At 58.6% G+C, this 22,044-nt stretch carries 25 protein-coding genes and 1 pseudogene; 8 read left to right on the forward strand and 18 right to left on the reverse strand.

Annotated elements, in window-relative coordinates; translation table 11 throughout:
• Nucleotides 1-529: 529 nt before the first annotated feature.
• Complete coding sequence (locus tag IGS75_RS14695) at nt 530-1,552, reverse strand: alpha/beta hydrolase (RefSeq protein ID WP_099287194.1); 1,023 nt, start codon at nt 1,550-1,552, stop codon at nt 530-532.
• A gap of 139 nt (nt 1,553-1,691) precedes the next feature.
• Between IGS75_RS14695 and IGS75_RS14700 the strand changes: the two genes are divergently transcribed.
• On the forward strand, nt 1,692-2,186 hold the full coding sequence (locus tag IGS75_RS14700) for a MarR family winged helix-turn-helix transcriptional regulator (protein ID WP_408876505.1): 495 nt from the start codon (nt 1,692-1,694) through the stop codon (nt 2,184-2,186).
• Nucleotides 2,187-2,518: 332 nt separating this feature from the next.
• Here IGS75_RS14700 and IGS75_RS15635 read toward each other — a convergent pair whose 3' ends face one another.
• The 5 genes from IGS75_RS15635 to IGS75_RS14720 all read right to left on the reverse strand — a co-directional run bounded on the left by IGS75_RS15635 (nt 2,519) and on the right by IGS75_RS14720 (nt 6,085).
• Nucleotides 2,519-2,737, reverse strand: coding sequence for a hypothetical protein (locus IGS75_RS15635; protein ID WP_237469155.1), 219 nt, complete (start codon nt 2,735-2,737; stop codon nt 2,519-2,521).
• 128 nt (nt 2,738-2,865) lie between these two features.
• The gene (locus IGS75_RS15640; RefSeq protein WP_237469156.1) at nt 2,866-3,081 is read right to left on the reverse strand and encodes a helix-turn-helix domain-containing protein; all 216 of its coding nucleotides are present in this window, start codon (nt 3,079-3,081) and stop codon (nt 2,866-2,868) included.
• 446 nt (nt 3,082-3,527) lie between these two features.
• Nucleotides 3,528-4,406: an alpha/beta fold hydrolase gene (locus tag IGS75_RS14710; RefSeq protein WP_202258836.1), complete on the reverse strand. Its 879-nt coding sequence runs from the start codon at nt 4,404-4,406 to the stop codon at nt 3,528-3,530.
• Nucleotides 4,407-4,420: 14 nt separating this feature from the next.
• Nucleotides 4,421-5,026, reverse strand: coding sequence for a TetR/AcrR family transcriptional regulator (locus tag IGS75_RS14715; RefSeq protein ID WP_237469157.1), 606 nt, complete (start codon nt 5,024-5,026; stop codon nt 4,421-4,423).
• A gap of 408 nt (nt 5,027-5,434) precedes the next feature.
• The gene (locus IGS75_RS14720) at nt 5,435-6,085 is read right to left on the reverse strand and encodes a TetR/AcrR family transcriptional regulator (RefSeq protein WP_237469158.1); all 651 of its coding nucleotides are present in this window, start codon (nt 6,083-6,085) and stop codon (nt 5,435-5,437) included.
• Nucleotides 6,086-6,113: 28 nt separating this feature from the next.
• Here IGS75_RS14720 and IGS75_RS14725 point away from each other — a divergent pair, with 28 nt between their 5' ends.
• On the forward strand, nt 6,114-6,515 hold the full coding sequence (locus IGS75_RS14725; RefSeq protein ID WP_202258840.1) for a nuclear transport factor 2 family protein: 402 nt from the start codon (nt 6,114-6,116) through the stop codon (nt 6,513-6,515).
• Nucleotides 6,516-6,700: 185 nt separating this feature from the next.
• On the opposite strand, the gene IGS75_RS14730 is transcribed toward IGS75_RS14725, so the two are convergent.
• Nucleotides 6,701-8,119: a DHA2 family efflux MFS transporter permease subunit gene (locus IGS75_RS14730; protein ID WP_202258842.1), complete on the reverse strand. Its 1,419-nt coding sequence runs from the start codon at nt 8,117-8,119 to the stop codon at nt 6,701-6,703.
• Between the two features lie 48 nt (nt 8,120-8,167).
• Nucleotides 8,168-8,734 (reverse strand): hydrolase, encoded by a 567-nt coding sequence (locus IGS75_RS14735; protein ID WP_202258844.1) that lies wholly within the window; start codon nt 8,732-8,734, stop codon nt 8,168-8,170.
• A 108-nt stretch (nt 8,735-8,842) separates the two neighbouring features.
• Here IGS75_RS14735 and IGS75_RS14740 point away from each other — a divergent pair, with 108 nt between their 5' ends.
• Nucleotides 8,843-9,499, forward strand: a complete 657-nt coding sequence (locus IGS75_RS14740) for a TetR/AcrR family transcriptional regulator (protein ID WP_202258846.1) — start codon at nt 8,843-8,845, stop codon at nt 9,497-9,499.
• A gap of 277 nt (nt 9,500-9,776) precedes the next feature.
• On the opposite strand, the pseudogene IGS75_RS15645 reads toward IGS75_RS14740, so the two are convergent.
• The 3 genes and pseudogenes from IGS75_RS15645 to cynS form a co-directional block, all read right to left on the reverse strand.
• A pseudogene (locus IGS75_RS15645) lies at nt 9,777-9,899 on the reverse strand (alpha/beta fold hydrolase); the annotation flags it as partial.
• Nucleotides 9,900-9,970: 71 nt separating this feature from the next.
• Nucleotides 9,971-10,435, reverse strand: coding sequence for a nuclear transport factor 2 family protein (locus IGS75_RS14745; RefSeq protein ID WP_202258848.1), 465 nt, complete (start codon nt 10,433-10,435; stop codon nt 9,971-9,973).
• Nucleotides 10,436-10,508: 73 nt separating this feature from the next.
• Entirely contained in the window at nt 10,509-10,979 is a 471-nt protein-coding gene (gene cynS, locus IGS75_RS14750) for a cyanase (protein WP_202258850.1), read from the reverse strand.
• Between the two features lie 321 nt (nt 10,980-11,300).
• Between cynS and cynR the strand changes: the two genes are divergently transcribed.
• Both cynR and IGS75_RS14760 read left to right on the forward strand, forming a co-directional pair.
• The gene (cynR, locus tag IGS75_RS14755; protein WP_202258852.1) at nt 11,301-12,200 is read left to right on the forward strand and encodes a transcriptional regulator CynR; all 900 of its coding nucleotides are present in this window, start codon (nt 11,301-11,303) and stop codon (nt 12,198-12,200) included.
• A 115-nt stretch (nt 12,201-12,315) separates the two neighbouring features.
• On the forward strand, nt 12,316-12,720 hold the full coding sequence (locus tag IGS75_RS14760; protein WP_237469159.1) for a hypothetical protein: 405 nt from the start codon (nt 12,316-12,318) through the stop codon (nt 12,718-12,720).
• A gap of 190 nt (nt 12,721-12,910) precedes the next feature.
• Here IGS75_RS14760 and IGS75_RS14765 read toward each other — a convergent pair whose 3' ends face one another.
• The 7 genes from IGS75_RS14765 to IGS75_RS15730 all read right to left on the reverse strand — a co-directional run bounded on the left by IGS75_RS14765 (nt 12,911) and on the right by IGS75_RS15730 (nt 20,339).
• A complete protein-coding gene (locus IGS75_RS14765; protein WP_202258854.1) occupies nt 12,911-16,051 on the reverse strand; it encodes an error-prone DNA polymerase in 3,141 nt (1,046 codons plus the stop codon).
• A gap of 3 nt (nt 16,052-16,054) precedes the next feature.
• Complete coding sequence (locus IGS75_RS14770) at nt 16,055-16,288, reverse strand: PDDEXK family nuclease (protein WP_099213480.1); 234 nt, start codon at nt 16,286-16,288, stop codon at nt 16,055-16,057.
• On the reverse strand, nt 16,288-17,817 hold the full coding sequence (locus IGS75_RS14775) for a Y-family DNA polymerase (RefSeq protein ID WP_237469160.1): 1,530 nt from the start codon (nt 17,815-17,817) through the stop codon (nt 16,288-16,290). Before IGS75_RS14775 ends, IGS75_RS14770 begins: the two co-directional genes overlap by 1 nt.
• Entirely contained in the window at nt 17,702-18,493 is a 792-nt protein-coding gene (locus tag IGS75_RS14780) for an ImuA family protein (protein ID WP_202258856.1), read from the reverse strand. Before IGS75_RS14780 ends, IGS75_RS14775 begins: the two co-directional genes overlap by 116 nt.
• Nucleotides 18,494-18,920: 427 nt before the next feature.
• The gene (locus tag IGS75_RS14785; protein ID WP_194258253.1) at nt 18,921-19,217 is read right to left on the reverse strand and encodes a chromosome partitioning protein ParB; all 297 of its coding nucleotides are present in this window, start codon (nt 19,215-19,217) and stop codon (nt 18,921-18,923) included.
• Nucleotides 19,214-19,876 (reverse strand): ParA family protein, encoded by a 663-nt coding sequence (locus IGS75_RS14790; protein WP_099287553.1) that lies wholly within the window; start codon nt 19,874-19,876, stop codon nt 19,214-19,216. Before IGS75_RS14790 ends, IGS75_RS14785 begins: the two co-directional genes overlap by 4 nt.
• 340 nt (nt 19,877-20,216) lie before the next feature.
• Nucleotides 20,217-20,339 carry a hypothetical protein gene (locus IGS75_RS15730; RefSeq protein ID WP_264784651.1) on the reverse strand — a complete coding sequence of 41 codons (123 nt, stop codon included), beginning with the start codon at nt 20,337-20,339 and terminating at the stop codon, nt 20,217-20,219.
• On the opposite strand from IGS75_RS15730, the gene IGS75_RS14795 reads away from it, so the two are divergent.
• The 3 genes from IGS75_RS14795 to IGS75_RS14805 all read left to right on the forward strand — a co-directional run bounded on the left by IGS75_RS14795 (nt 20,338) and on the right by IGS75_RS14805 (nt 22,017).
• Complete coding sequence (locus IGS75_RS14795; protein ID WP_202259043.1) at nt 20,338-20,715, forward strand: hypothetical protein; 378 nt, start codon at nt 20,338-20,340, stop codon at nt 20,713-20,715. The two genes, IGS75_RS15730 and IGS75_RS14795, sit on opposite strands and share 2 nt — an antisense overlap.
• A complete protein-coding gene (locus IGS75_RS14800; RefSeq protein WP_202258858.1) occupies nt 20,712-21,557 on the forward strand; it encodes a phosphoadenosine phosphosulfate reductase domain-containing protein in 846 nt (281 codons plus the stop codon). Before IGS75_RS14795 ends, IGS75_RS14800 begins: the two co-directional genes overlap by 4 nt.
• A 199-nt stretch (nt 21,558-21,756) precedes the next feature.
• Nucleotides 21,757-22,017, forward strand: coding sequence for a hypothetical protein (locus IGS75_RS14805; protein ID WP_202258860.1), 261 nt, complete (start codon nt 21,757-21,759; stop codon nt 22,015-22,017).
• Nucleotides 22,018-22,044: the final 27 nt, after the last annotated feature.

The following is a 22,044-nucleotide window of genomic DNA, read 5'->3' on the forward strand; positions in this document are numbered from 1 at the left end:
CGGCGCTCTTAACGCCGGTAAGTTTGCGGTCCTGTGCGGTTTTGAAGCGCACAGGACCGCGACACATCTATGGACAGCAACGACGACATCGCCGTAGTTCTGATCTTTCGCGAATGGATGCGTTTGTTTCAAAAACCGTCTATTGAGGTTCGCCTAACAATGTCGGCTGTCAGGTGTGCATAATAACCGCTTAGATGTCTGCCGTGAGGCGTCTGCCGCCTGTCCGCTTCACGTTTTTTGAGCGGACAGGCAGATCAGGGGGGAAACGGAATGTCGGCAGTTGGGCGGTAGGACCGGAAAATCGGTCATTCGCGCAATCGATTTTCACGATACAAATGGGCGTCTCCTGAAGATCACCTACTTCGTCGGGGAGAGCTGCCCGCCCCGTGAGACGCCGCATATATGCACTCGTCATGCCAGCGATAGGTTCATGGTCAGTGCCTGAGGGACGGAGCAGAAACTGCGGCTGGCGCGAGGCTGAAGCGCTATTTCTTTTTGGAGGAAATTGCTTCAGACCGCCTCCGTTCTTTTACTTTGCCTTCGTAAAGGCATCGCGCAGGAAATGCGTTGCCTGGGCGATTGCGGCGGTGGATGCCGGCGTCTTGGCGAGCGCATTGAGCATAACGAAATCGTGGATCGTCGCGTTATAGCGGGTCGTTATGACAGGCACACCGGCTTCGACCAGGCGTCGGGCGTAGGCCTCGCCCTCGTCACGCAGGACATCGTTTTCATCTGTGATGACTAGCGCTGGCGCCTGCCCGTGCAGGATGGAGTCCGGCGTGTTCAACGGCGAGACATGCGGCTGGGCGCGGTCAGTGCCGGCAGGCAGATACTGGTTCCAGAAATAATCCATGGCTTTCGCTGTCAGCCAGGGGCCACCGGCGAACTCGCGATAGGATCCATCATTCATCGCGGCATCGGTTACCGGATAGAATAGGAGCTGGGCTACGGGCCTGGGTCCATGCCGCTCCGCAACGAGGGCGGAGACGACCGCAACCATATTACCGCCGACGCTGTCTCCGGCGATGGCAATGCGGGATGGATCGATCCCGAATTCGACCGGATGACGAGCGACATACTCCAGAACCGCATAATCCTGCTCGATCGCAGTTGGATAACGCGCCTCGGGCGAGCGTTCGTAATCGACGAAGATCACCACCGCACCGCTGCCCGCCGCCAGGTCGCGCACGAGGCGGTCATGGCTGGCTGGGCCGCCCATCACCCAACCGGCACCATGATAATACACGATGGCGGGCGCATGGTTCGGGGCGTCGAGCGGGCGATAGATCCGGATGCGCGTGCTGCCGGTCGGGCCAATGGGAAGCACGCGATCGGTAATCCGAGCAGAGGGAGCGGTGACCTTCACCGACGCCTGCGCGCCGTCCAGTAGCGCACGGGCATCGTGCGGCGACAGCGACGGGATGGCCGGGGCGTGGGCGTCGGCGAGGCCGTTGAGGAAATGCTGGGTCGTGGGCTCTAGCACGGGGGCGGCGAGCGCGGGGGCAGCGGCAATAGCGGTAGCCAAGGCGATGGCTGTGGAGAGGCACTTCATGATGGAAAACTCCGTATCGATCAGGCTGCGATCGGCCTGTGAGGCACACTAATATCGTGTGCGACATTATCGCCCAATATCAAAAAATGCATGGCTCCCATGCATTAACATCGCCCAAGATTTGATATTGTGCGATATAATGGCCCTACTTATGGAGGACGATATGAACGAAGACCCATCCACACCTGATCTGTCGAATTTCGTGTGCTTCTCGCTGTATGCCGCGAGCCACGCCTTCAATCGGCTATACCAACCGCTGCTCGAGCCGCTCGGTCTCACCTATCCGCAATATCTAGTAATGACCGTCCTGTGGGGCAGTGACGGCAGACTTGTCGGCGAAATCGGATCACAACTCGATCTGGTCAGCTCCACCCTGACGCCGTTGCTCAAGCGGCTGGAGGGCGCTGGCCTTGTGGAACGCACCCGCGACCAGAAGGACGAACGACAGGTGCGCGTTCGTCTGACGGAGGCCGGTCGGGCCCTGCGCGTTCAGGCCGAGACGATTCCGGCTTGTGTGTTAGCGGCGACCGGGCTGTCGATCACCGAACTGCGGGACTTGCGTAATCGGGTCGACCGGCTGCGCCAAGCCGTCAGCTCTCCGCGTTCCCCGGGCTGCAAGTCCGACGATCATTGAGCCTGTCACCCGTCAATAACCATTTCCAGAGAGACTGGTCTTGAGTTCCCCTACGCCCTAACATAGACGAGCGGGGTCATCGCACTTGGCCGCCGGCACATACCGCGCATTTTAGGCTGGATGCTCGTGATGTTGGTCGTGATCGGCAACAGCCTATTCTCGCAAGCCATGAACACGTCTGCTTCAGAGAAGCGAAGGCCGACGTTCTGGCGTCCGACATGTAGGCGGAACCGGTAGGTCCGCTTAGCGCGTGACAAGCAGACAGGCTGCTTTCGCCTTCCTTTCGGACGTTGAGATGATCGTTCTGCCCTCCACAAAGCAGACATGATCGATCAAGTGCGTACGAATGTTTTGTTGTCAGTTTCCGTAATGCCCACTGCCATGTAGGCGCGCCTGGCCTGAGCTTCCCTGATCGTGTCCAACGACAGGCCGTTTGCGAGCATGTTCTCGATCAGGTCGATATGTAGGGCTGCCAGAAGGGTGTGGGCGTTATAGAGGACCACACCCTCTGGCGGCGATCCCATCCCTTCCTCGATGAACCCCGCGGTCACCCCAAGCATCCAGCGATAATGCGGCGATTGCAGAATGCCCGAACCGAATTCGAGCGCCCGAATCAGGTGGCGGTTGTCGAGTTTGAACGTCAGGATCAGGTCAAGAAACGCTGCAAGGCGCTGTTGCGTTAAGTATCTTGCCGGAAAGGAACCACACCACTCTCCACGCTTGCCCGTAGAGCTTCGATCTTTGTGGCCCAGAGAGCGTCGAGCAATCCCGCGCGACTACCGAACGCCCGGAACAGTGTTCCCTTCCCGACACTGCATGCCGCCGCAATGGCATCCATGGTCACACGTTCCGGCCCGTCAGCCTGTGCAAAGAGGGTATCGGCGGCCTTGAGCATGCGGATCGTGGCGGTCGGCGCCCCCCCCCTAAGACTAACAGTCGGAACGGACGGCTTAAGTGGGGCTACTTCGCCTACCTCTCAGGCGTAGAGGTTCTGCCGCCAAATGTCTGGAAGCAAACATACTGCGTGGCGTCCGTGGATACGTCTCCGCAAATCTCGGTGTGGTTCACTATCTCATCGACGCAACGTCGGCTCGGCACGCAGAAGCGAATGGTCGTAGAAATCCCCCGTATGTTGTAACGCCCAATTATGGGCAGCAAAATTTGGTGAGTACCTTCACTCCGCTCTTTGAAGACCAATCTGCATTAGTGCGCAGCTTGGTTCAAAAAACTGCCCTGACCGCATCAGACGACGAGGCCCACCATGTATACCTACGAGACATGGTCACGGTCCGGATTGTTAAAAACGACCGCCGTTCAGGAGCGTAACGGACTTCGCGGTCATTAGCTGGCAAAGAATTCTCCGAACAATTGAGCAACAGCCTCTGGCTGTTCTTCGGGGATGAAGTGACCGCTGGACGAGACTGTGTTGCCGCGTAGATCGTCTGCGAACGGTCTAAGTGGGGCGACCATATCAGGGATCGATCCTTGATCAGCGCTGACGGCGAGCACGGGCATGCTAAGTTTTCCATCACGGACCAGCGTACGATTCTGCTCGGCGGATATACTTGCCGCTCGATAGAAAGCAAGGCCCGCCCGTAATGCACCAGGAAGACTGAAAATACGGACATATTCGTCAATGTCAGCATCGCTGAAACTTAGCGGGTTGGCGGCCTTACGGCGCAAGAACCAGTCGAGGTAAACGCGCTCACGTCCTGTGATCAGAGCCTCAGGAAGGTCAGGTATAGCATGGAACGCGAAATGCCATGTCCGCCACGCCAGGTCGGGTGCGTTTGGCAACATATCAGGCAGTGTAACACCGGGTATGCCGGCATCAAGGAACGCGAGACGGCTGACCTCCTTTGGGTACATCAAGGCGTAGGGCAGACCGACCCAGGCACCGATGTCATGTGCGGCAAGGTTATAATAGGTCAGACCGACCCGTGCGATAAGATCGTGGACGCGGCGTGCAACCGTTCCTGTATCATAGCCATCGAGCGGTTTATCGGAATCCCCTTGGCCGGGAAGGTCAATAGCGACGACACGGAACCGGTCTGCCAAGAGAGGCATGACCCTACGCCACGTAAACCAGCTTTGTGGATAACCCGAAAGAAGAACGAGTGGTTCCGCGTCTTGCGGTCCGCACGTTACATAGTGCAGCCGCAATCCATCAACGGTCTCGAAAGCATGCTTGAACGGGGCAGTGTTGAGGTGTTCGATCATAATTCGTCCTGTTCTCAGTCTAATATCTTGAGAGACATGCCTATCAACGCGTCATGGTCGCCCGGATCGTGAAGCTTACCCACGGCACGAAAACCTTGGAGTAGGCTAAGAAGAAGATCGGCACTGGCCTCGATCGGCAGCTCGGCACGGATTGATCCGTCCTGCAGACCCTCCCGCAGCATGGTGATCAGCGCTGATCGGTTGCTGGCCACTGTATCACTGAGTCTCTCATGAAGGGCTCCGTCCAGCGTCGTGGCTTCGATCAGGCTTGCTAGAACGAGACAACCTTGCCGCCCTTCGAAGCCGGAAGCTGATTCCAGATAGAAGCGGAGACTCTCGGCAATGCGTTCACGTCCGGTGCTCGCCTTCAAAATCCGAGCTGCAAGATCTTGCCGTCTTTGCTTCACATAATGCGTGAACGCCGCTTCGAACACGCCCCGCTTGTCAGTAAATGCTTTGTAAAGGCTGCCTGCGGTGAGCCCGGTAGCGGTTTTAAGACGATCGATCGAGGCGCCAGCATATCCATGCTCACGAAATACCGGCACGGTACGTGCAATAACCGTTTCCATATCGAAGGCACGCGGCCGGCCCATTGTGGGGCTGGAGGGAGATGAGGCCATATTGTCCATAAGTCCAATATAGGAAACGATCGTTCTCTATGTCAACAATCAATGGGTAGTAGGGTGTTTTCCGGAATAATCAGCGTGATGTTCCGGGCATCACGATAGGCGTGCAATCACACATAATGCTGCGGGAAAATGTCGCAAGCTGCCCTGTCTGGTCGTGAGGCTGTCACGCATTCTGGATAAATACGGTAGGGTTGGAGATGTGTTGAACCCGCGTTGTCGCAGCTTTCTGACAGGGTAAAATGATGGCTATCGACCAATATCTTCCTGTAGGCGGACCTACCACTCTCCTTCCCCTGATCTGCCAGCCTGCTCAGTGATGCAGGAGCAGACAGGCGGCAGTCGCCCTCATTTCGGTCATAAACAGGGGCGTTTAAGTTTTTGGAAAGCAGACATGATCGATCAAGTGCGTACGAGTGTTTTGTAGTCAGATTCTGTAATGCCCATTGCCATGTAGGCGCGCTTGGTCTGGGCTTCCCTGATCGTGTCCAGCGACAGTCCGTTTGCGAGCATGTCGTCAATTAGGTCGATATGCAGAGCTGCCAGAAGAGCGTGGGCGTTATAAAGGGCCGCACCCTCCGGCGGCGAGCCCGTCCCTTCCTCGATGAACCTCGCGGTCACCCCAAGCATCCAGCGATAATGCGGCGATTGCAGAATGCCCGGACCGAATTCGAGCGTCCGGATCAGGTGGCGGTTGTCGAGCTTGAACGTCAAGATCAGGTCAAGAAACGCTGCAAGACGCTGTTGCGGTAAGGTATCTTGCCGGAAAGGAGCTGCACCACTCTCCACGCTTGCCCGTAGAGCTTCGATCTTTGTGGCCCAGAGAGCGTCGAGCAATCCCGCGCGACTACCGAACGCGCGGAACAATGTTCCCTTCCCGACACTGCATGCCGCCGCAATGGCATCCATGGTCACACGTTCAGGCCCATCAGCCTGTGCAAAAAGGATATCGGCGGCCTCAAGCATGCGGATCGTGGCGGTCGGCGGCCGTCCACGACGAACTACTTGATTTTCGGACTTTTGGTCCGATATATAATGTAAATCTGGACTCATGGTCCGGAAATCATATCAAGGAAGCACCATGTCACCAACATCCGAACTGCCAGACTGGCTCGAAAATGCACTAGACGCACTTCGCGCAGGTGATATCGCGGGCTGGATGGCGATCTACGCAGCCGACGCATGCCATGAATTTCCGTTCGCGCCCGAGGGCGCCCCGCGTAAGCTGATCGGACGGGACGCCATTGCGGCCTATATGACCCATCTGCCATCTATAATCCGGTTCGGCGCGCTGAGCGACATTCGCGTCCGTAGCGCTGGCAACGAACTGATTGTTGAGGCAACGGGCCATCATGAACGCGTTGTCGACGATAGCACAAAGAGCTTGTCCTACGTCTGGTTCATCGAAAGGCGTGACGCGAAGGTCACTCGGATACGCGACTATATGAACCCGCTTCAGCTTGCAGCGATTGTCTCAGACTGAATGACACAAGCTGGCATGGCGTCCCCAGAAGACTAACTGTCGGAACGGACGGCTTGAATGGGGCTGCTCTCGCCTACATCTCGGACAATCCGAAATACAGACAACTGATCTTAAAGCGGATGACGCTGCCCAATCTTGCCTGGGTCATTTTTATTTTCTCAGGCGAGTATCCATGCACGACGGGTTCAGTTCGATCCGAACTGGCGTTTCCTCTGTAAAGGCTGGATGAAGCGAGTGGCGAACAGCAGAACACCATGGAATAATGCGAGCAATCCAAATGCTTCGGCATAAGCCTCTGATGCGACATGGGCCGGAACGGCTATCGCAAGCCGCCACCCAAGGAATGTGGCGCACGCTGTGATCAATGTCGGTCCTCCAATCCTTTGCATGATGTTTAGCGCGGTCGTTGCCATCGGAATATCCGCGCGTGCGATCGAAGCATATCCCGCGCTCATCGCTGGAATACCGACAGCGCCCCCACCTCCGCCACGCAGCAACAATGCTAAGGCGAGCAGGACGACGTTCAGACCGTTATAAGCGAGCAACACTAAAATCAGTGTGCCGACAAAGGACAAAAGAGCCCCGCAACCGGTCAGATCGCGTGCGTCAAACCGCTCACTCAGACGGCCAATGAGCGGATAGACGCACATCATCCCCAGACCCAGGGGGGCCATGAACAGGCCCGTCCGCTCGGGCGAGACACCACAGGCGTGGATCAGCCATACGGGTAGAAGCATCTGACCAGCAAACGACACCCCGTTCGTCAGAAACATGATGATCGCCGACACCGAAAAAGCAGGCGCACGCAGCAGGCGCAGGTCGATCAGCGCGTCATCGCCCTTGCGTCGCGCGGATCTGACATACAGGACGAACAACACGAGGGACGTGCCTAAAGTCGCCTGTCCATAAAGCCGGGCGACATGATCCATGCCGTAAAGAAACGAGACGAGAGCGGGAGCGAGAAATCCTAGCCCTGTCAGGTCAAGTGGACGGGGGCGCTCGTCATGCCGATCGTCAGGGAGAAACAGAACGGCAAGGGCAAAAGCCGCAAGCCCGACCGGCACATTGAGAAGAAAGATCCATCGCCAGGACGCGATGGAGAGAATGGCACCGGCGACGACGGGTCCAAGAAGCGGCGCGAGCAGAACAGGTGCCGTCATTGCGCTCGCGACCCTCGGCATCTGTCGGCCCGCCACACGAGCTACCGTCATCTGAGCCATGGGGGCGAGCAGTCCGCCCGCCATGCCTTGCAGCAGACGGAATACGATCAGGGACGGCGCAGACCACGCTAGTGCGCACAGGCCTGAGGTCAGCGTGAAGGCACCGAAGCACCATAAATAGACTGCCCGCCCCCCGAGGCGGCTTACAAGCCATCCATTCAGGGGCAACGTCAGGGTGAGTGCCAGCAGATAGCCGCTTACCACCCATTGAATGTGTGAAAACGGAGCGTGCAGGGTCGCGACAAGATCGGGAAGCGACACATTGACGATCGTGGCGTCCAGTTGCGCCATGAAAGACCCGACCGCCGCGACGCTCACGATTTTCCAGGTGCCCGGAGGCAGTTGATTCGAACCCTGGGATGGCAACGATGTTCTGGTGTTCATGAACGATCTCGCCGGGAACCGTGAGACGCGCAGACATCCACCATGCGCTTACGCGTCCAGTGCGATCGCGTCGCTTGTCGTCACGTGGCCAAGACGGGGGAAAATCTCCTCGCAGGCAAAGCGCTGCATCTCTTCAGTGAATGTGGACATGACATCCGTGGCGAGCACGACGTTATATCCATGCTCATGAGCCGCCCTGGCGGTAGATTCCACGCCCAGATTGGTCGCGATTCCGCCCAGCACGATGGTCGAGATACCGCGTCGTCGTAATTGAAGATCGAGATCCGTGCCGTAGAAGGCGCCCCATTGCCGCTTCGTGACGCGCAGATCGGTTGGTTCGGCAAGTCCGTCAACCAGTTCTGCCCAGTCCGGCGCGAAGCCTCCGGGTGGTGAAAAGGAGCGATCGACGACCGCATGAACGGCATCCGCGAAATCTGGAGAAAATGCTACATTTACCAGAATGACCGGAGCGCCAGCAGCCCGGAAACGCGCCGTGAGTTCTTTCGATCGCTCAACAATCATAGCACCCGGTGTCGGAGCCAGGGGAAGCCCCGTAATGCCCTTCTGGAGATCGATCAGGACGAGAGCCGTCTTGGTGGCTTGAAGCGAAATCATGGAGAAACATCCCTGTCGGCGTTAGAACCGCCATCCCGAACCGTTGTACGGAACACGCGGAAACGTTAGTAAGTTGAGTAGGCACTCAAGCAGGAGCATTATTTGAGGATGGACTCAAATTCGTCAAGGGGTAAACGGACATCTCTTCAACCGCAGCGCGCGGCTGGGCGTCAGCGCGTTGAGGAATTACTGGAGGCCGCGTCCGGCCTCATGGCGGAACGAGGGTACGAGGCGACGACTATGGCGGAGATCGCCGCGCGCGCCGGGGCGAAGATCGGCTCGCTCTATCGCTTCTTTCCGAACAAGGAGGCTGTAGCGGACGCTCTTGTGCAGCGGCATATCGCCGTTCTGGAAGACGAATACGCGGCACTCGCCAAACGTGCCGCCACACTATCCCCGGACGCTCTGGCAGACGTTCTGATCGAACTGCTTGTCACGCTTCATCCTCGCGTGAAATCCCTGTCTGCGCTGATGGAGGCACGGACTGACAAGATGGAGATCCGTGATCGTGCACGAGGACATGCCATAGTCGGAATTGCGGCAGCGTTGCGTGTCTGTGCGCCAGGGTTGGGTGAGGCGCTGGCGAAAGACATTTCTGCGGTCGTTCTCAACACTATGAAAGTGCTGCGCAGCATGCTGGCGAAGGACGCCCCCACGACGCAAGGCGCGCCTGACGAATTGCGGCGAATGCACCGTCTCTATCTAACGGACCGGCTGCAGCCGTTTCGGCTTACTCTAGACGGCATAACGGACCCAGAGCCATAATTTCGCGGATTGGTGCAGCCAGGGTTTCAAACGCCAATTTCATCGCATCCCAAGTGAGGAGGCTAAATGGATGCGAGAAAATCGGGGAGAACTAACACAGTTTTGACGCGAAAATCTCGTGCCCGGCAATGGCCAATTGCTTAGCAGGTAGGCGGCAGTCGCCTACAAGTCAGACATCGAAGTGGCGGTGGTGGCTGCCCGAAAGCCGACGTTTCTAGCTGAACTTCGATGACCGCGTCGGGACAATGCCGCCCTTCCGGCACTGTTGTCGGACCTCTGAGGCGGCGTCGGCAGTGTAATAGTCCATGTCGTGCCCCTCGCTGACTTGCGCGGAGCGCCTATGATCACGACGATCATGGGCGACTACGCGGAATTCCCTCAACAAAAAGAATAGCATCTGCGGGTTCTATAGGTGGCTGTTCCGTATGAGTGTTTGAACGCGCGTTATCGATTGGATGACGCGCTTGGAACTCACAGCCCGAGGTCGCTCAACGAAGGATGATCGTCCGGGCGACGACCGAGAGGCCAATGGAACAGGCGCTCCGACTCCTTAATCGGCATTTCATTGATGCTGGCGTGGCGGTTCGACATCAGCCCGTCTTCGGCGAAATGCCAATTCTCGTTGCCATAGGCGCGGAACCACTGCCCGCCATCATCGCGATATTCATAGGCATAGCGGACGGCGATCCGGTTGCCGGTGAAAGCCCACAATTCCTTGATGAGCCGATATTCATGTTCTCTGTTCCACTTGCGCTCCAAGAAGCCTTGAGCCTGTTCCCGATTGGTCGCGAATTCGACCCGATTACGCCAGCGTGTATCGAGCGTGTAAGCGAGGGCGACCTTGGCGGCGTCGCAGCTGTTCCAGCCATCTTCGGCGAGGCGAACCTTTTCGACCGCGGTTTCGTGAGTGAAGGGGGGCAGCGGAGGACGAGACATTTTATTTACTTTCGTGATGAGTGATGTTGATAAGGGCCAGCCCTACAAAACCACAGCGGGGCCTGCTGGTCCGTTAGAAGGGCTTGGCCGGGAGATATTTGCCATCGAGTGTAATGACGCACCGATGCCCACCTTCGGGGTCTTCCTGCTTCTCAAGCTTGAGCTTAAAGTTAATGGCGCTGATGATGCCGTCACCGAAATCCTCGTGGACGAGCGATTTCAAGGTTGTGGCATAGACCTGAATCATTTCGTAGAAGCGATATATTGTCGGGTCGGTGGGCACCCCATGTGGGAAACTACCCCGGATGGGGATTGCCTGTAGAAGCCCGACTTCGCTGGCAGCGAGGCCCAACGTCTCACCGACAGCCTCAGCCGCGCTCGCCGGGAGCGGGTGCTGCCCGAGCAGCGCGGCGGTAACGAACTCCCTCGAAAGTCCGCTGTTTGCAGCGATAGCTGCCCAACTAAGCTGCCTTTCGGCTTTCGCCTGAATGACGGTTTCGGTCAGCGTCTTACGGGCCGTCTGGGTCACTTGTATTTGGGCCATTAGTCTACCCTTCATTGGGGCGGTATAAAATCGCTCAGGATCGATGGGAGCAGGAAGCGAAGGGGATGTCAGTCGCGTGGGCCTCGGGAACAACCCAGCTATCGGAGCAGGTAATGAACAGCGTATCTGGTCCGTGCTTCGCTGCCAGCCCTTGGAAAAGCGGGATACGGCCGGGATATTCTCCCTCCCTGAATTTTTTGAATTCTTCGATTAGCCTTTGCACCCTGTCGATCTCCGTAGTCGATGAGGGGAGTATCGACTTCTCGATTATAACTGTCCAAGACGGATAACAGATAGTTTCCATAAGCAGGCGTTATACGGATGCTCCTTCGTCATCTTCGCTACCTCTCCGCCGTGGTCGAGCACGCTAGTTTCACACGTGCCGCCCAGTCGCTGCACGTTTCTCAGCCGGCGCTATCGCAGCAGATTCGTCAGTTGGAGGAACAGCTGGGCGTGCAACTTCTAGACCGTTCGGGGAAAGCTGTTCGCGCAACGGATGCAGGCGCAACTTATTTGAGCCATGTGCATCGCGCCTTTCGCGAATTAGATGCTGCGGGTCGTGCCGCCCGTGACGTGAGCGACCTAAGCTCCGGTGTACTTCGGCTCGGATTCACTCCCAGTTTCGGCGGCTATCTGATTGCACCACTCGCGCGCCGCTTCCGAGAGCAATATCCGGGGATCAGCCTCGAATTGAAGGCAATGTCACAGGACGAAATTGAAACCGACCTTGCTGATGACAATCTCGATTGTGCCATCGCGTTTGGGACACCCAGCGTTACCGGCATCGTTGCGCATCCACTTCACTCCGAGCGACTATCGTTAATCGGCCGATATGATCATCCGGTGATGAACAATGAGACTATCGACATTGAATGTATCGAGCGGGAGGAGATGGTTCTGCTGGGTAAATCTTTCGCCACTCGCCAAACTATCGACAGGCATTTCAAGCGGCATGGGATCAGGCCGAACATTGTCATTGAGACGAGCTCGATGACGACCATGATCGAACTTGTAAGATCGAGTTCGCTGGTGGCGGTCCTCCCCGAGGCGATCGTCCACGAACGGGACGATTTGCAATCCCGGCCATTATTTCCTGCGATAAATGAGCGACGCGTGGTCTTGCTACAACGAGATGGGGCCTATCGCTCCGCAGCCGCGGGTGCGTTCATAGCGACGCTCGATCTCTTTGCTCAGGATCTGAACGCAGCGTCGATAAGATAGCTCACTCGCGCGCCAGAAGGCTGTTTTCGGTTACCGCTTTCCGATAGCAGACGTTCCGATTGCCCTCCTTTTGAGACAGCTCCCCTCCTCCTGTCATCAAACAGGAGGATCAGAAATGACCGATACAGAGATCAGTGGGCGGCGCGTGTTGGAGATCACGATATATGGCGTCGTGCTGCACGTTCTGCTCGATAACGTGGATGCCGTGATGGAGGCGGAGCCTGAGGAAGACATGCCAGAGAGTCTGTTAACTCTGCTGTCTCTTCGGAACCAGCCATTCATGATTCATGCGGTGCTGAACAATTATATCCTGAGCAAACTCGGAAAAGAGTTTGGAGCGCCGGTAAGCGCGGACGAGATCCTCTCGATCGCAGAAGAAAACGATCCGTATTTCGGCACGCTGCTTGCCGCCGCTGCGGGTTCAGACATCATCACGCATCCTGATCCGTCCGCTACACCCTACGCGAACGCGCGGGTCTCAGGCGTGAAGCTGGAGGCGCCGTCACAACCGCACGAATGATGTGACGAGTTAATTTTCGACGTGCGTAAATCCTGTGGATTTATGGACAGCCATGTTCACGGACACTCGCGTCCTGATGGACAGCCCTTCCGGCTGACCACAGGCGCGGCTCTGCCCACAAGTCCACAGGTTCAACACCAACAAGCATCTCTCTATTTTTGAATAAAATCGGTCGAACCGATTACGCTTCTTATCGAAAGTCCCGCGCCTTCAGCAGCTCTGACCCCTGAAGCAATGGCGTGCGGTCTTCCAGACTGAGCACAACGACATGGATCACCTCGCCCTCCTTCTGGAGCCTGCCCTTACAGGCCAGAAGACGGGACGCGAGAAGAGGAAGCCGGTGCTTCTCCTGCACGTCTTTCCAGACAATCAGATTGGCCGTGCCGGTTTCATCTTCGATCGTGATGAACATGGTGCCGTTCGCCGTTCCCGGCCTCTGCCGCATCAGGACAAGACCCGTAAGCTGGATCCGGCGCCCATCCCGTAGATAAGGAAGATCCCCGCAACGAATAATCCCTTCTTTTCGCAGTCCCTCCCTCAGAAACGCGACGGGATGACCTGTCAGACTGAGGCCAGTGGCCCGGTAATCCTCATGCACCGAGGCCCGCTCTGACATCTGCGGCAGGACAATCTCCGGCTCGATCACCTCCGGTAGTGGAAAGTTCCGACCCCGATCCGCCGCTTCAAACAACGGCAGGGCCGTGTCCGCAAGCCCTTTGATTGACCAGAGCGCAGCACGGCGCATCTGTCCAAACACCCGGAAGGCGTCTGCTTCCGCCAGACACTCCAGGGCCGAGACCGGCACGTCCGCACGCCGCCAGACGTCATCAATACTCTCATAATCCGGCATTCTGGACGCGATCAGGGCGGCACCATGGCCGTTCGCCAACCCGCGCACCATCCTGAACCCGAGGCGGACCGCCGCGTGCCGTCCGTTTCGGCCGCGCTCCAGTGTGCAATCCCATCGTGAAGCATTGATACAGATCGGCCGGACCTCGACGCCATGGCGTTGCGCGTCCTGAACAATCTGGGACGGCGCATAAAACCCCATGGGCTGACTGTTCAGCAGGGCTACACAGAACACATCCGGGTGATGGCATTTCATCCAGGCCGAGGCGTAGGCGGTCAGGGCAAACGAGGCGGCATGGCTTTCCGGAAAGCCATAGCTGCCAAAACCTTCCAGCTGCGCGAAGGTCTGCTCAGCAAAGGCCTGCTCATACCCATTGGCTAGCATCCCGTTCACCAACTTGTCGCGGAACGGCGAAACCCCGCCTGTCGCTTTGAACGTCGCCATCGCACGGCGGAGCTGGTCCGCCTCGCCTGGCGTAAAGCCCGCGCAGTGGATTGCCACCTGCATCGCTTGCTCCTGAAAAAGCGGCACGCCCAAAGTTTTCCCAAGGATCCCGCGCAGGGTCTCGGACGGATAGGTGACAGGCTCCAGTTTCTCTCTCCTGCGGAGATAGGGATGAACCATATCTCCTTGGATTGGCCCGGGCCGGACAATCGCGACCTGTATCACCAGATCATAGAAGGTTCTGGGCTTCATGCGGGGCAGCATGGACATCTGTGCCCGGCTTTCAATCTGGAATGTCCCGAGCGTGTCGGCTTTCTGGATCATGCGATAGGTCTGCGGATCCTCGGCCGGGATCGAAGCCAAGTCCATGCGGGTCTGATACACGGTGTGCAGCAACTCGAACCCGCGACGCAGACAGCCGAGCATTCCCAGGCCCAGAACGTCCACCTTCATGAAGCGCAAAACGTCGATATCGTCCTTGTCCCAGACGATGATCTGCCTTCCGTCCATAGCCGTCGGCATCAAGGGAACAAGCTGGTCCAGGCGATCCTCGGTCAGCACAAATCCGCCCGGATGCGTCCCAAGCTGGCGCGGAAAGCCGAGAAGCTGGCGGGCGAGGTGAAAGGTGAGGCTGAGGCGACGATCCTTCAGGTTCAGACCAAGATCAGCCGCGCGTGCCTTACACAGATCCTGATCCGCGAGAGAGGAGGCGATGTGTTTGGATAGCTGACCCGTCAGATCCTCTGGCAGGCCCAGCACCTTGCCGACCTCACGCAACGCGCCCTTGGGCTGATAACGCTGCACGGTGGCACACAGGGCCGCGCGGTGACGGCCATAGTGACGATAGATCCACTGGATCACTTCTTCGCGGCGGTCGCTCTCGAAATCGACGTCGATGTCGGGCGGTTCCTGCCGTTCGGCCGAGATGAAGCGATCGAACAGCAGACCCGAGCGAACCGGATCAATACTCGTGATGCCCAGGACATAGCAGACGGCCGAGTTCGCGGCGGATCCGCGCCCCTGACAGACAATCCCGAGTGAGCGGGCATGACGCACGATCGTATTCACAGTCAGGAAATATGGCGCGTAGGACAGAGAACCGATCAGCCTCAGCTCATAGGCGATCTGCGCCTCGACCTCAGGGGGCGTCCCGACCGGATAGCGACGCGGCAGTGCGGCCTCAACCAGACGTGTCAGTGTGTCCTGCGCGCTTTCGCCCGGTCTCTCGGTTTCGGTCGGATACTGATAGGTGAGATCATCCAGACTGAAGGTACAGGCCTCGGCAATCCGTCGTGTGTTGGCCAGGGCATCTGGAAAAGCGGCGAACAGGCGTATCTGCTCTTCCGGGGCTTTCAAATGACGATCGGCGTGAATGTGACGGCGGATGCCAAGAGCATTGACGGTGCAGCCTTTCCGGATGGCTGTGACCACGTCCTGAAGGACGTGCCGGCGCGCATCGTGGTAAAGAACATCTCCCGTCGCCACGCAGGCCAGTCCCAGGACTTCGCAGAGAGTCGCAAGCGCATGAAGCCGCGCCACATCTCCCGGCTGCCGGAGCATCGTCAGCGCGAGAAACCGGGTTCCTTCTTCGTTTGCCCTGTGTCCGGGCAGATCCAGCAAGCTCTGAACGTGCCCGGGAAGTGCTGCCAGATCCTCGGGCGGCAACAGGATCAGGAGGAGATCCGATGCCGCGCCGACGAGATCTTCCCATCCCAGAAGGAACACCTCCCGCTCGCCCCGATGATGGCCAAGGGTCAGGAGCTGGCAGAGACCTGCCCAGCCCGCCCGGTTGCGGGGATAGGCCAGGAGCGCACTGCCATCGCGCAAAGAAAGGCGGCATCCGGGCAAAAGGCGCAGACCGGCCTCCCGCGCCGCCAGATGCGCGCGGATCACTCCGGCCACAGTGTTCCAGTCGGTCAGACCGATCGTATCATAGCCCAGGGCTTTCGCCTGGAACATCAGCTCATCCGGCTGGCTGCCCGAGCGCAGGAACGAAAACGAGGACGTCACCTGCAATTCGACGTAAGGCGTGCTCATGGCCTAGCGGCGGTGGGGATGGGGGTGCCGGCTGCTATCAGGCGCGTTGCTGGTGGGCGCGCGCATGACCACGAAGCCGGAGCGTTCGAGATAAGCGACCAGACGTTCGGCTACGAGACGCGCCATCAGCTCGGCGGCGTCATGCGTCCGCCTGCGTCCGTCATAGCACAACGCGTGCATCAGGACTTCGGCCACGTCCGAAGTGCTGGCCGGGATCAGGTCATCGCGGGGGTCCATCAGAAGACCCCCTGTAGAAACCAGTCACCTGAACCGGACCAGGCGTGGGAGCCGTCCCCTTTGCGAAACAGCCACAGGCGCAGGCCGGTCGTGGTCTCGACCTGCCAGTAGTCGCGGATCGCGCCATAGTTTTCGGCCGTGTGCCACCATTCCCCCAGCAGACGCTCAGGGCCATCGGCCACAGCAATGCGATGCGTCTGTCGCTTCAGGACGAACTGGCGGGGCGCACCGTCCGGAAGCAGGGCAGTCACCTGCACCCGGACGGGCAGATCGAACAGAATGTTCGGCCGCGCCCAGAGCATCTGGCCCGCGAAAGGCGGTTTTGCCATGTCGCCTGGAGAAACGCGAGACTGCCCGTGTTCTGGCCAGGCGGAAAACCGGGGCGCGAGCTGGTGAACCGCAACAACGCCAGGACGGTTCAGTAGCCGGTCGATCAGAGTGGCCGGGAGAGCGTGCTCCGAGGATGCCCTGACGTCCGGCAGGACTGACCGCTCAGGTCCCGCTTCCAGCGGTTCGTTCGCGCTGACAGTGAGGATAACGGTTTCAATTCCGAACTCTGGCGCGATCTGCGGGATCTGGTCTCCCAGCAGGCGTGTCAGACGCGTAATGTCAGCCGTGGGATCGGATGTTCCCACGCGGACGGCCTGGATGGACCCGTCCACGCGCACACAGAGAAAGTCGAGCTGCCGCGCCCCCTCCCCGCGCGCCATCAGCTTTTCGCAGACAACCGGCACAAGGGCTGCAATCACCGTGGCAATGGCCTCCGGTGTGCTGATCGGCTCGACCAGAGACCGGGTCAGGGAAATCCGGTCCGCAGGTTGAAACACGCTGAGCGGGCTGGCCTGCCGTCCAAGAGCCCCATCGAGACAGGTCAGGAGGTCTGCGCCAAAGCGTTTGGCCAGAGGCGCGCGTGGGAGATCTGCAAGGGCGCCAATGGTGGTCAGGCCGAGCCGGGTGAGGCTGGAGAGTGTCTTTTCTGGCAAAGGAAGCGCTGAACAGGGTAACGGGTGCAAGGCCTCTTTCTGCTGCCCGGAAGGCACGAGACAGATCCGGTCGATCCCCGAGCGGGCCAGGGCGCGTGAGGCAGCGGCCGTATCGCTCAGCGCCACAGAGCAGGAATGCCCCCTCGCCTGCATGCGTTCCCTGACGAGATCCAGCATGGCCGTCTCACCCCCGTAAAGGTGGGCGCATCCGGTGGTATCGCTGTAGAGACCGTCCGGAGCATCGAACGCGGGCAGCGGCGACAGCCAGATCAGCCAGGAGCACAGATCGGTCAGCGCGACCCTCTGTGCGTCGGCGTCCTCTTCTGCGGTCAGAACATCCGGCACCAGGGAGCGGGCCTGTGCCAGCGGCATTCCGGGTGCCAGTCCGACAGCGAGCGCAGCCGGACTAACACCGGTGACGGTGTGACGGTTATGTGCCAGCGCGTGCACAACGAGCGGCCTGTCGGTCGGGAAGTCTTCCGGGCGGGAGAGCTGGAGGCGCTCGGTGCGCCAGAAGGGCATCCAGAGAGCAAGAAAGCGGCGCATGATCGGTGCAGTCGAGGATCCAGTGAGCAGGTCGGCCTCCCCTCATCCGCAGCAGCGCGGCAGAAAGGCGTCGGGAACCGGGAAGCGGCATGGCCAGTCCCGGAAAAAATCGTGGCGCTGAGGAATGAGAAAGGATCCGCCAGCGCGTGGCGCACGCGCAGGGATCTTTCCCGGGAGCGCGCGCGAGCGGTGCAAAGCGCAGGAAGAAGCCTGTGTTGCCACTCGCTTCCACTGCCAGATTGAGGCGACGGATTTCCTTAAGGGTTGGGACGTGGCTGCCAGTGATGACGGCCAGTGCGCGCTCTGGTCCGCGCAACACGTCTTCGGCGACAGCGAGCAGACTGGCGGTGTCTGTTTCAATGCAGACCAGAGTATCTGGTGACAGACCGGACTGGTGCAGCCCCCAGGCATTCAGTTCGGCCGGTGTATCGCTGATCCAGAAGATAGGCCCCCTGCCCTCTTTCAGGATGGGCAGCAGCATGGCGAGACTGGCCCCGATCTCCAGAGGATCAGAAATCAGGAAGTCATGCAGGCTGCCGGTCCTGAGGCCGCCGCCGAGATGGGTATCGACGGCAGAATGCCCTGTGGCGAGTGTGTCACTATGGGAATGGGACAGGTCTCGACGCTCCAGGCGTCGGACCTGCTCGCGCAGTCGCGCCAGGGCGTCCGTTGTCATTTATGTTCTCCTTAACGAGAACATAAAGAGAACAGAGATTTTATGATTGCAAGTATTTTCCGAATCACCCGGTAAAACAAGTTATCGGGTTTTAACAAAAACCGGATAAATCACCAAACCGGATTATTCTTTTTATACAGCTTCCAAGGGGCTTCTATGACAACGCCTTGGGTAACGCCTCGCCTAGTTGCTTCCTTAGCGATTTCGTCGGAGACGTCGGGAAATACCTTAGCGTAGTTGTCCTGTTCGAGGACTGGGTAGGCGGCCTCTACGTTTCGCTGGTTCTCTAGCTACGAAACGATGATTCGCAGCTACGCGATCAACTCGTTCGACATCGGCGGCGGAGGCGACTTTTCCGCGCGATCTGAGCTTTCTAAATTACCCGATAAACAGTATTACCGGGTTTTATAAAAAACCGGATAAACCGTTAAACCGGATTATTCTCTTTATACAGCTTCCATGCGTCTTCTATGACAACACCTTGGGTAACGCCTCGCCTAGTTGCTTCCTTAGCGATTTCGTCAGAGACGTTGGGAAATACCTTAGCGTGTAGTTGTCCTGTTCGAGGACTGGGTAGGCGGCCTCTACGTTTCGCTGGTTCTCTAGCTACGAAACCATGATCCGCAGCTACGCGATCAACTCGTTCGACATCGGCGGCGGAGGCGACTTTTTCGCGCGATCTGAGCTTTCCCACATCAATCGCAAAAGGCTTTTTTTCGGTCATTCTGCCGCTCCTGTAAGGCGTCGGTACACAGCTTGTGCAAAGCCATCGGCGTTTTCGATAGCTGCCACAATGTTACCTTGTGGCGGGATCGAGTGAAGATCTCCACCGAATTCGAAAAGAGCGGAAAATGCAGCACGCTCCATTAAAGGCGGCGTAATCACGTCCACGCCCGAGTCCCTTAGTGAGGCTTCAATGCCTGAATGCTGTTTGGAACGAATTGCCCGTGTCATTGTAAAAACAACTGAGTGAGGAATCTTGCGCCCTAAAGATTCTTCTTCCTCCGCTACTAGGGCAAGGGCTCTTGCTCCTATCGTAGCGTCTAAGGTTGTCGCTCGCATGGGTGTTAAGACTAAATCTGCTTGAGAGATTGCGCGCGAAACCAATCTCGAGGCGACGCCTTCCAAATCGACAATGACAATTTTTCCATCAGCATCATGCCTTTTGATCGTCTTTATAATGTCGCTTTCAGAGACCCTGGTTATCAGGCTGATTCTGGGTGGCTTGGGCGCGCGGTCAGCCCATAAAGTCAGCGCTTCGTTCGGGTCGCAGTCTAACAGAGTTACCTCTGCACCGTAGTGCGCAAGCTGGGTTCCCAAGATAACAGCAGTAGTCGATTTCCCAGCGCCGCCTTTGGGGGACGCGATAGCAATCACAGGCATTATGTTCTCCGCTCAAAGACGCTGTGCTGATTTACGTTCGTAGTCTTGCTCCAGATTTTAGTAAACCGGATAAATGTTAAAATCAGATAAGAAAAAATATCCGGTAATTTAGATAACCCGATAAAATATTACAGGAACGCACTCTACTCCTCTCAATTCACTCAACAAATGGCGGATTGAGAGGTGAGATCAAGCCTGTAAACCGTATAAATAAAAATATCAGGTAATATAAAAAACCGGATAATTAAAAAAACCAGATAACGGAAAAGGGAAATGGCTGGCCGGGAGCTGCCCATCCCGCAACAGGTGGGTCAACGCGTGTCCTCGCCATACTCGCCGGCTAGGCCGTCTGCGCGTGGCTGCGGGCCGCGTTGATCCTGCCGCTGCGCGGCACTGTTGCAGTCTGAACAGCCCCCAGCCGGACGCGACGATGTTCAAAAACCAGAAATGGATCGAGCATCATGCGCCGTCATTACCTTCCTTACGTCCCAACACCACGCGGTCGGCCGCCCATGCGGTGGACCGATACGCAGGAGCCTGTGTCCTGCCGCAAGTGCAATGAGCACTGGGCTGGCGGTGATCCGGCCCTGACCATTTCCTGCACGGGCTGCAACGCTCCAGCACATGAGCCCTGCCGTCGCAGCGCGGGTGGCAATGAACGGGTGTGTGCGTGCCGGGATGAGGCGGCGACCCAGCTTGGACTCCTCTCACGCTGCGAAGGCCTGAGCTGGGACAACCGGCACGTCAAGCCGCTTCTCCTGCGGGACGCTCCGATCGCCAGTGCCCTGATGTGCCGCTCTGTCCGGACAGGTGCCCCGGTGAGCAGGTTCGTATCATGACGCCGGATCTCACGTCGTATGACAGTATCATCGTGGCCGTCTCGGGCGGCAAAGACGGCCTCGCCTGCCTTCTCGCCCTCCTTGAAGCCGGTGCCCCCAAGGACCGCCTGGAACTGTGGCACCACGAGGTGGACGGGCAGGGGCCGTCCTTCATGGACTGGCCCTCCACAAGCCCCTATGTGAGCGCCCTGGCGCGGGACTTCGGCCTGCCGCTCTATCGCTCCTGGCGCGAGGGCGGCTTCGAGCGGGAGATGCTCCGCAAGGACGCACCGACAGCCCCTGTTCTTTTCGAAAGCCCTGAGGGTCTGATCCGCGCAGGCGGGCAAGGGCCGAACGGGACGCGCCTGCGGTTTCCCCAGGTCTCCGCCAGCCTGACGACACGCTGGTGCTCCGGTGTCACCAAGATTGACGTCGCCGACCGCGCCCTGCGCGGCCAGGACCGCTTCCTGAACCGCCGCACCCTGTTCGTAACGAGCGAGCGTGCCGAGGAAAGCCCAAACCGTGCCCGTTATGCCGCTTTTGAGACGCACCGCACGGATACGCGGCACGGCACGCGACGTCGCCGTCACGTCGATCACTGGCGGCCGGTCCATCAGTGGAGCGAGGCGCAGGTCTGGCACAGCCTGAAACGCTGGAAGGTGATGCCTGCGCTGCCATACCGCATCGGCTTCTCCAGATTGTCCTGTGCCACCTGTATTTTTGGCGATGCGCGGCAGTTTGCAACGATCCGCTGGCTCGATCCGGCCCGCGCGTGCCTCTCGGCGCGTCCGATCCCGACTGTCTTCACACCAGCCTGGGAGATCCCGGCTGGAGCGTTCGGGCGGGGCGGGGGAGCAACCTGAAAAAAAAGAAGAAAAAACAGAAGGTTGGAAAAAGGAAAAGAGGGGAGGGGGGCAGCCCAGCCCAGCCCGCCCTGCAAGAGGTGGGTCCGTCCGTGTCCTCGCTGCGCTGCGGGCCGGGCGGTCCCGACGCTGCGCGTCGCTCTGGCAGGTCGCACTGTCCTGCGCTCGCCGGAGAGGGTCAGGAAAGGAAATAAAGACAATGTCAGACACCCTCGAACGCCCCGCACAGGCGCACGCCTTCGATCTGAAACAGGCCCACGACGAGGGCTGGACGATCCTCGAAGGCTGCGGACCCGACAATGACGAGACGCATCTGGTGGGTCTGCATTGCAGCGATCCGCAGGCCTGGTGGCGCGTGGCGAGGCAGGCAGGCGAGGGTTCGGCCTACCACCACGAGGCGCTGTCCCGCCTGTCCGAGAACGAGCGCGAGCAGATCCGCCTACGCTTTGGTCCCCTCTGACCCCGCGCTGATCCGGGAGGCCTGACG

The organism is Gluconobacter sphaericus (assembly GCF_016757795.1).
In the GTDB taxonomy this organism is placed as follows: Bacteria; Pseudomonadota; Alphaproteobacteria; order Acetobacterales; family Acetobacteraceae; genus Gluconobacter; species Gluconobacter sphaericus.

Coding starts and splice junctions, on each gene's coding strand:
- IGS75_RS14695 (WP_099287194.1), bottom strand. CDS start 1,552: ATGAAGTGCCTCTCCACAGCCATCGCCTTGGCTACCGCTATTGCCGCT.
- IGS75_RS14700 (WP_408876505.1), top strand. CDS start 1,692: ATGGCCCTACTTATGGAGGACGATATGAACGAAGACCCATCCACACCT.
- IGS75_RS15640 (WP_237469156.1), bottom strand. CDS start 3,081: ATGCTCAAGGCCGCCGATACCCTCTTTGCACAGGCTGACGGGCCGGAA.
- IGS75_RS14710 (WP_202258836.1), bottom strand. CDS start 4,406: ATGATCGAACACCTCAACACTGCCCCGTTCAAGCATGCTTTCGAGACC.
- IGS75_RS14715 (WP_237469157.1), bottom strand. CDS start 5,026: ATGGCCTCATCTCCCTCCAGCCCCACAATGGGCCGGCCGCGTGCCTTC.
- IGS75_RS14720 (WP_237469158.1), bottom strand. CDS start 6,085: ATGAGTCCAGATTTACATTATATATCGGACCAAAAGTCCGAAAATCAA.
- IGS75_RS14725 (WP_202258840.1), top strand. CDS start 6,114: ATGTCACCAACATCCGAACTGCCAGACTGGCTCGAAAATGCACTAGAC.
- IGS75_RS14730 (WP_202258842.1), bottom strand. CDS start 8,119: ATGAACACCAGAACATCGTTGCCATCCCAGGGTTCGAATCAACTGCCT.
- IGS75_RS14735 (WP_202258844.1), bottom strand. CDS start 8,734: ATGATTTCGCTTCAAGCCACCAAGACGGCTCTCGTCCTGATCGATCTC.
- IGS75_RS14740 (WP_202258846.1), top strand. CDS start 8,843: ATGGACTCAAATTCGTCAAGGGGTAAACGGACATCTCTTCAACCGCAG.
- IGS75_RS14745 (WP_202258848.1), bottom strand. CDS start 10,435: ATGTCTCGTCCTCCGCTGCCCCCCTTCACTCACGAAACCGCGGTCGAA.
- cynS (WP_202258850.1), bottom strand. CDS start 10,979: ATGGCCCAAATACAAGTGACCCAGACGGCCCGTAAGACGCTGACCGAA.
- cynR (WP_202258852.1), top strand. CDS start 11,301: ATGCTCCTTCGTCATCTTCGCTACCTCTCCGCCGTGGTCGAGCACGCT.
- IGS75_RS14760 (WP_237469159.1), top strand. CDS start 12,316: ATGACCGATACAGAGATCAGTGGGCGGCGCGTGTTGGAGATCACGATA.
- IGS75_RS14765 (WP_202258854.1), bottom strand. CDS start 16,051: ATGAGCACGCCTTACGTCGAATTGCAGGTGACGTCCTCGTTTTCGTTC.
- IGS75_RS14770 (WP_099213480.1), bottom strand. CDS start 16,288: ATGGACCCCCGCGATGACCTGATCCCGGCCAGCACTTCGGACGTGGCC.
- IGS75_RS14775 (WP_237469160.1), bottom strand. CDS start 17,817: ATGCGCCGCTTTCTTGCTCTCTGGATGCCCTTCTGGCGCACCGAGCGC.
- IGS75_RS14780 (WP_202258856.1), bottom strand. CDS start 18,493: ATGACAACGGACGCCCTGGCGCGACTGCGCGAGCAGGTCCGACGCCTG.
- IGS75_RS14785 (WP_194258253.1), bottom strand. CDS start 19,217: ATGACCGAAAAAAAGCCTTTTGCGATTGATGTGGGAAAGCTCAGATCG.
- IGS75_RS14790 (WP_099287553.1), bottom strand. CDS start 19,876: ATGCCTGTGATTGCTATCGCGTCCCCCAAAGGCGGCGCTGGGAAATCG.
- IGS75_RS14795 (WP_202259043.1), top strand. CDS start 20,338: ATGCGCCGTCATTACCTTCCTTACGTCCCAACACCACGCGGTCGGCCG.
- IGS75_RS15730 (WP_264784651.1), bottom strand. CDS start 20,339: ATGATGCTCGATCCATTTCTGGTTTTTGAACATCGTCGCGTCCGGCTG.
- IGS75_RS14800 (WP_202258858.1), top strand. CDS start 20,712: ATGACGCCGGATCTCACGTCGTATGACAGTATCATCGTGGCCGTCTCG.
- IGS75_RS14805 (WP_202258860.1), top strand. CDS start 21,757: ATGTCAGACACCCTCGAACGCCCCGCACAGGCGCACGCCTTCGATCTG.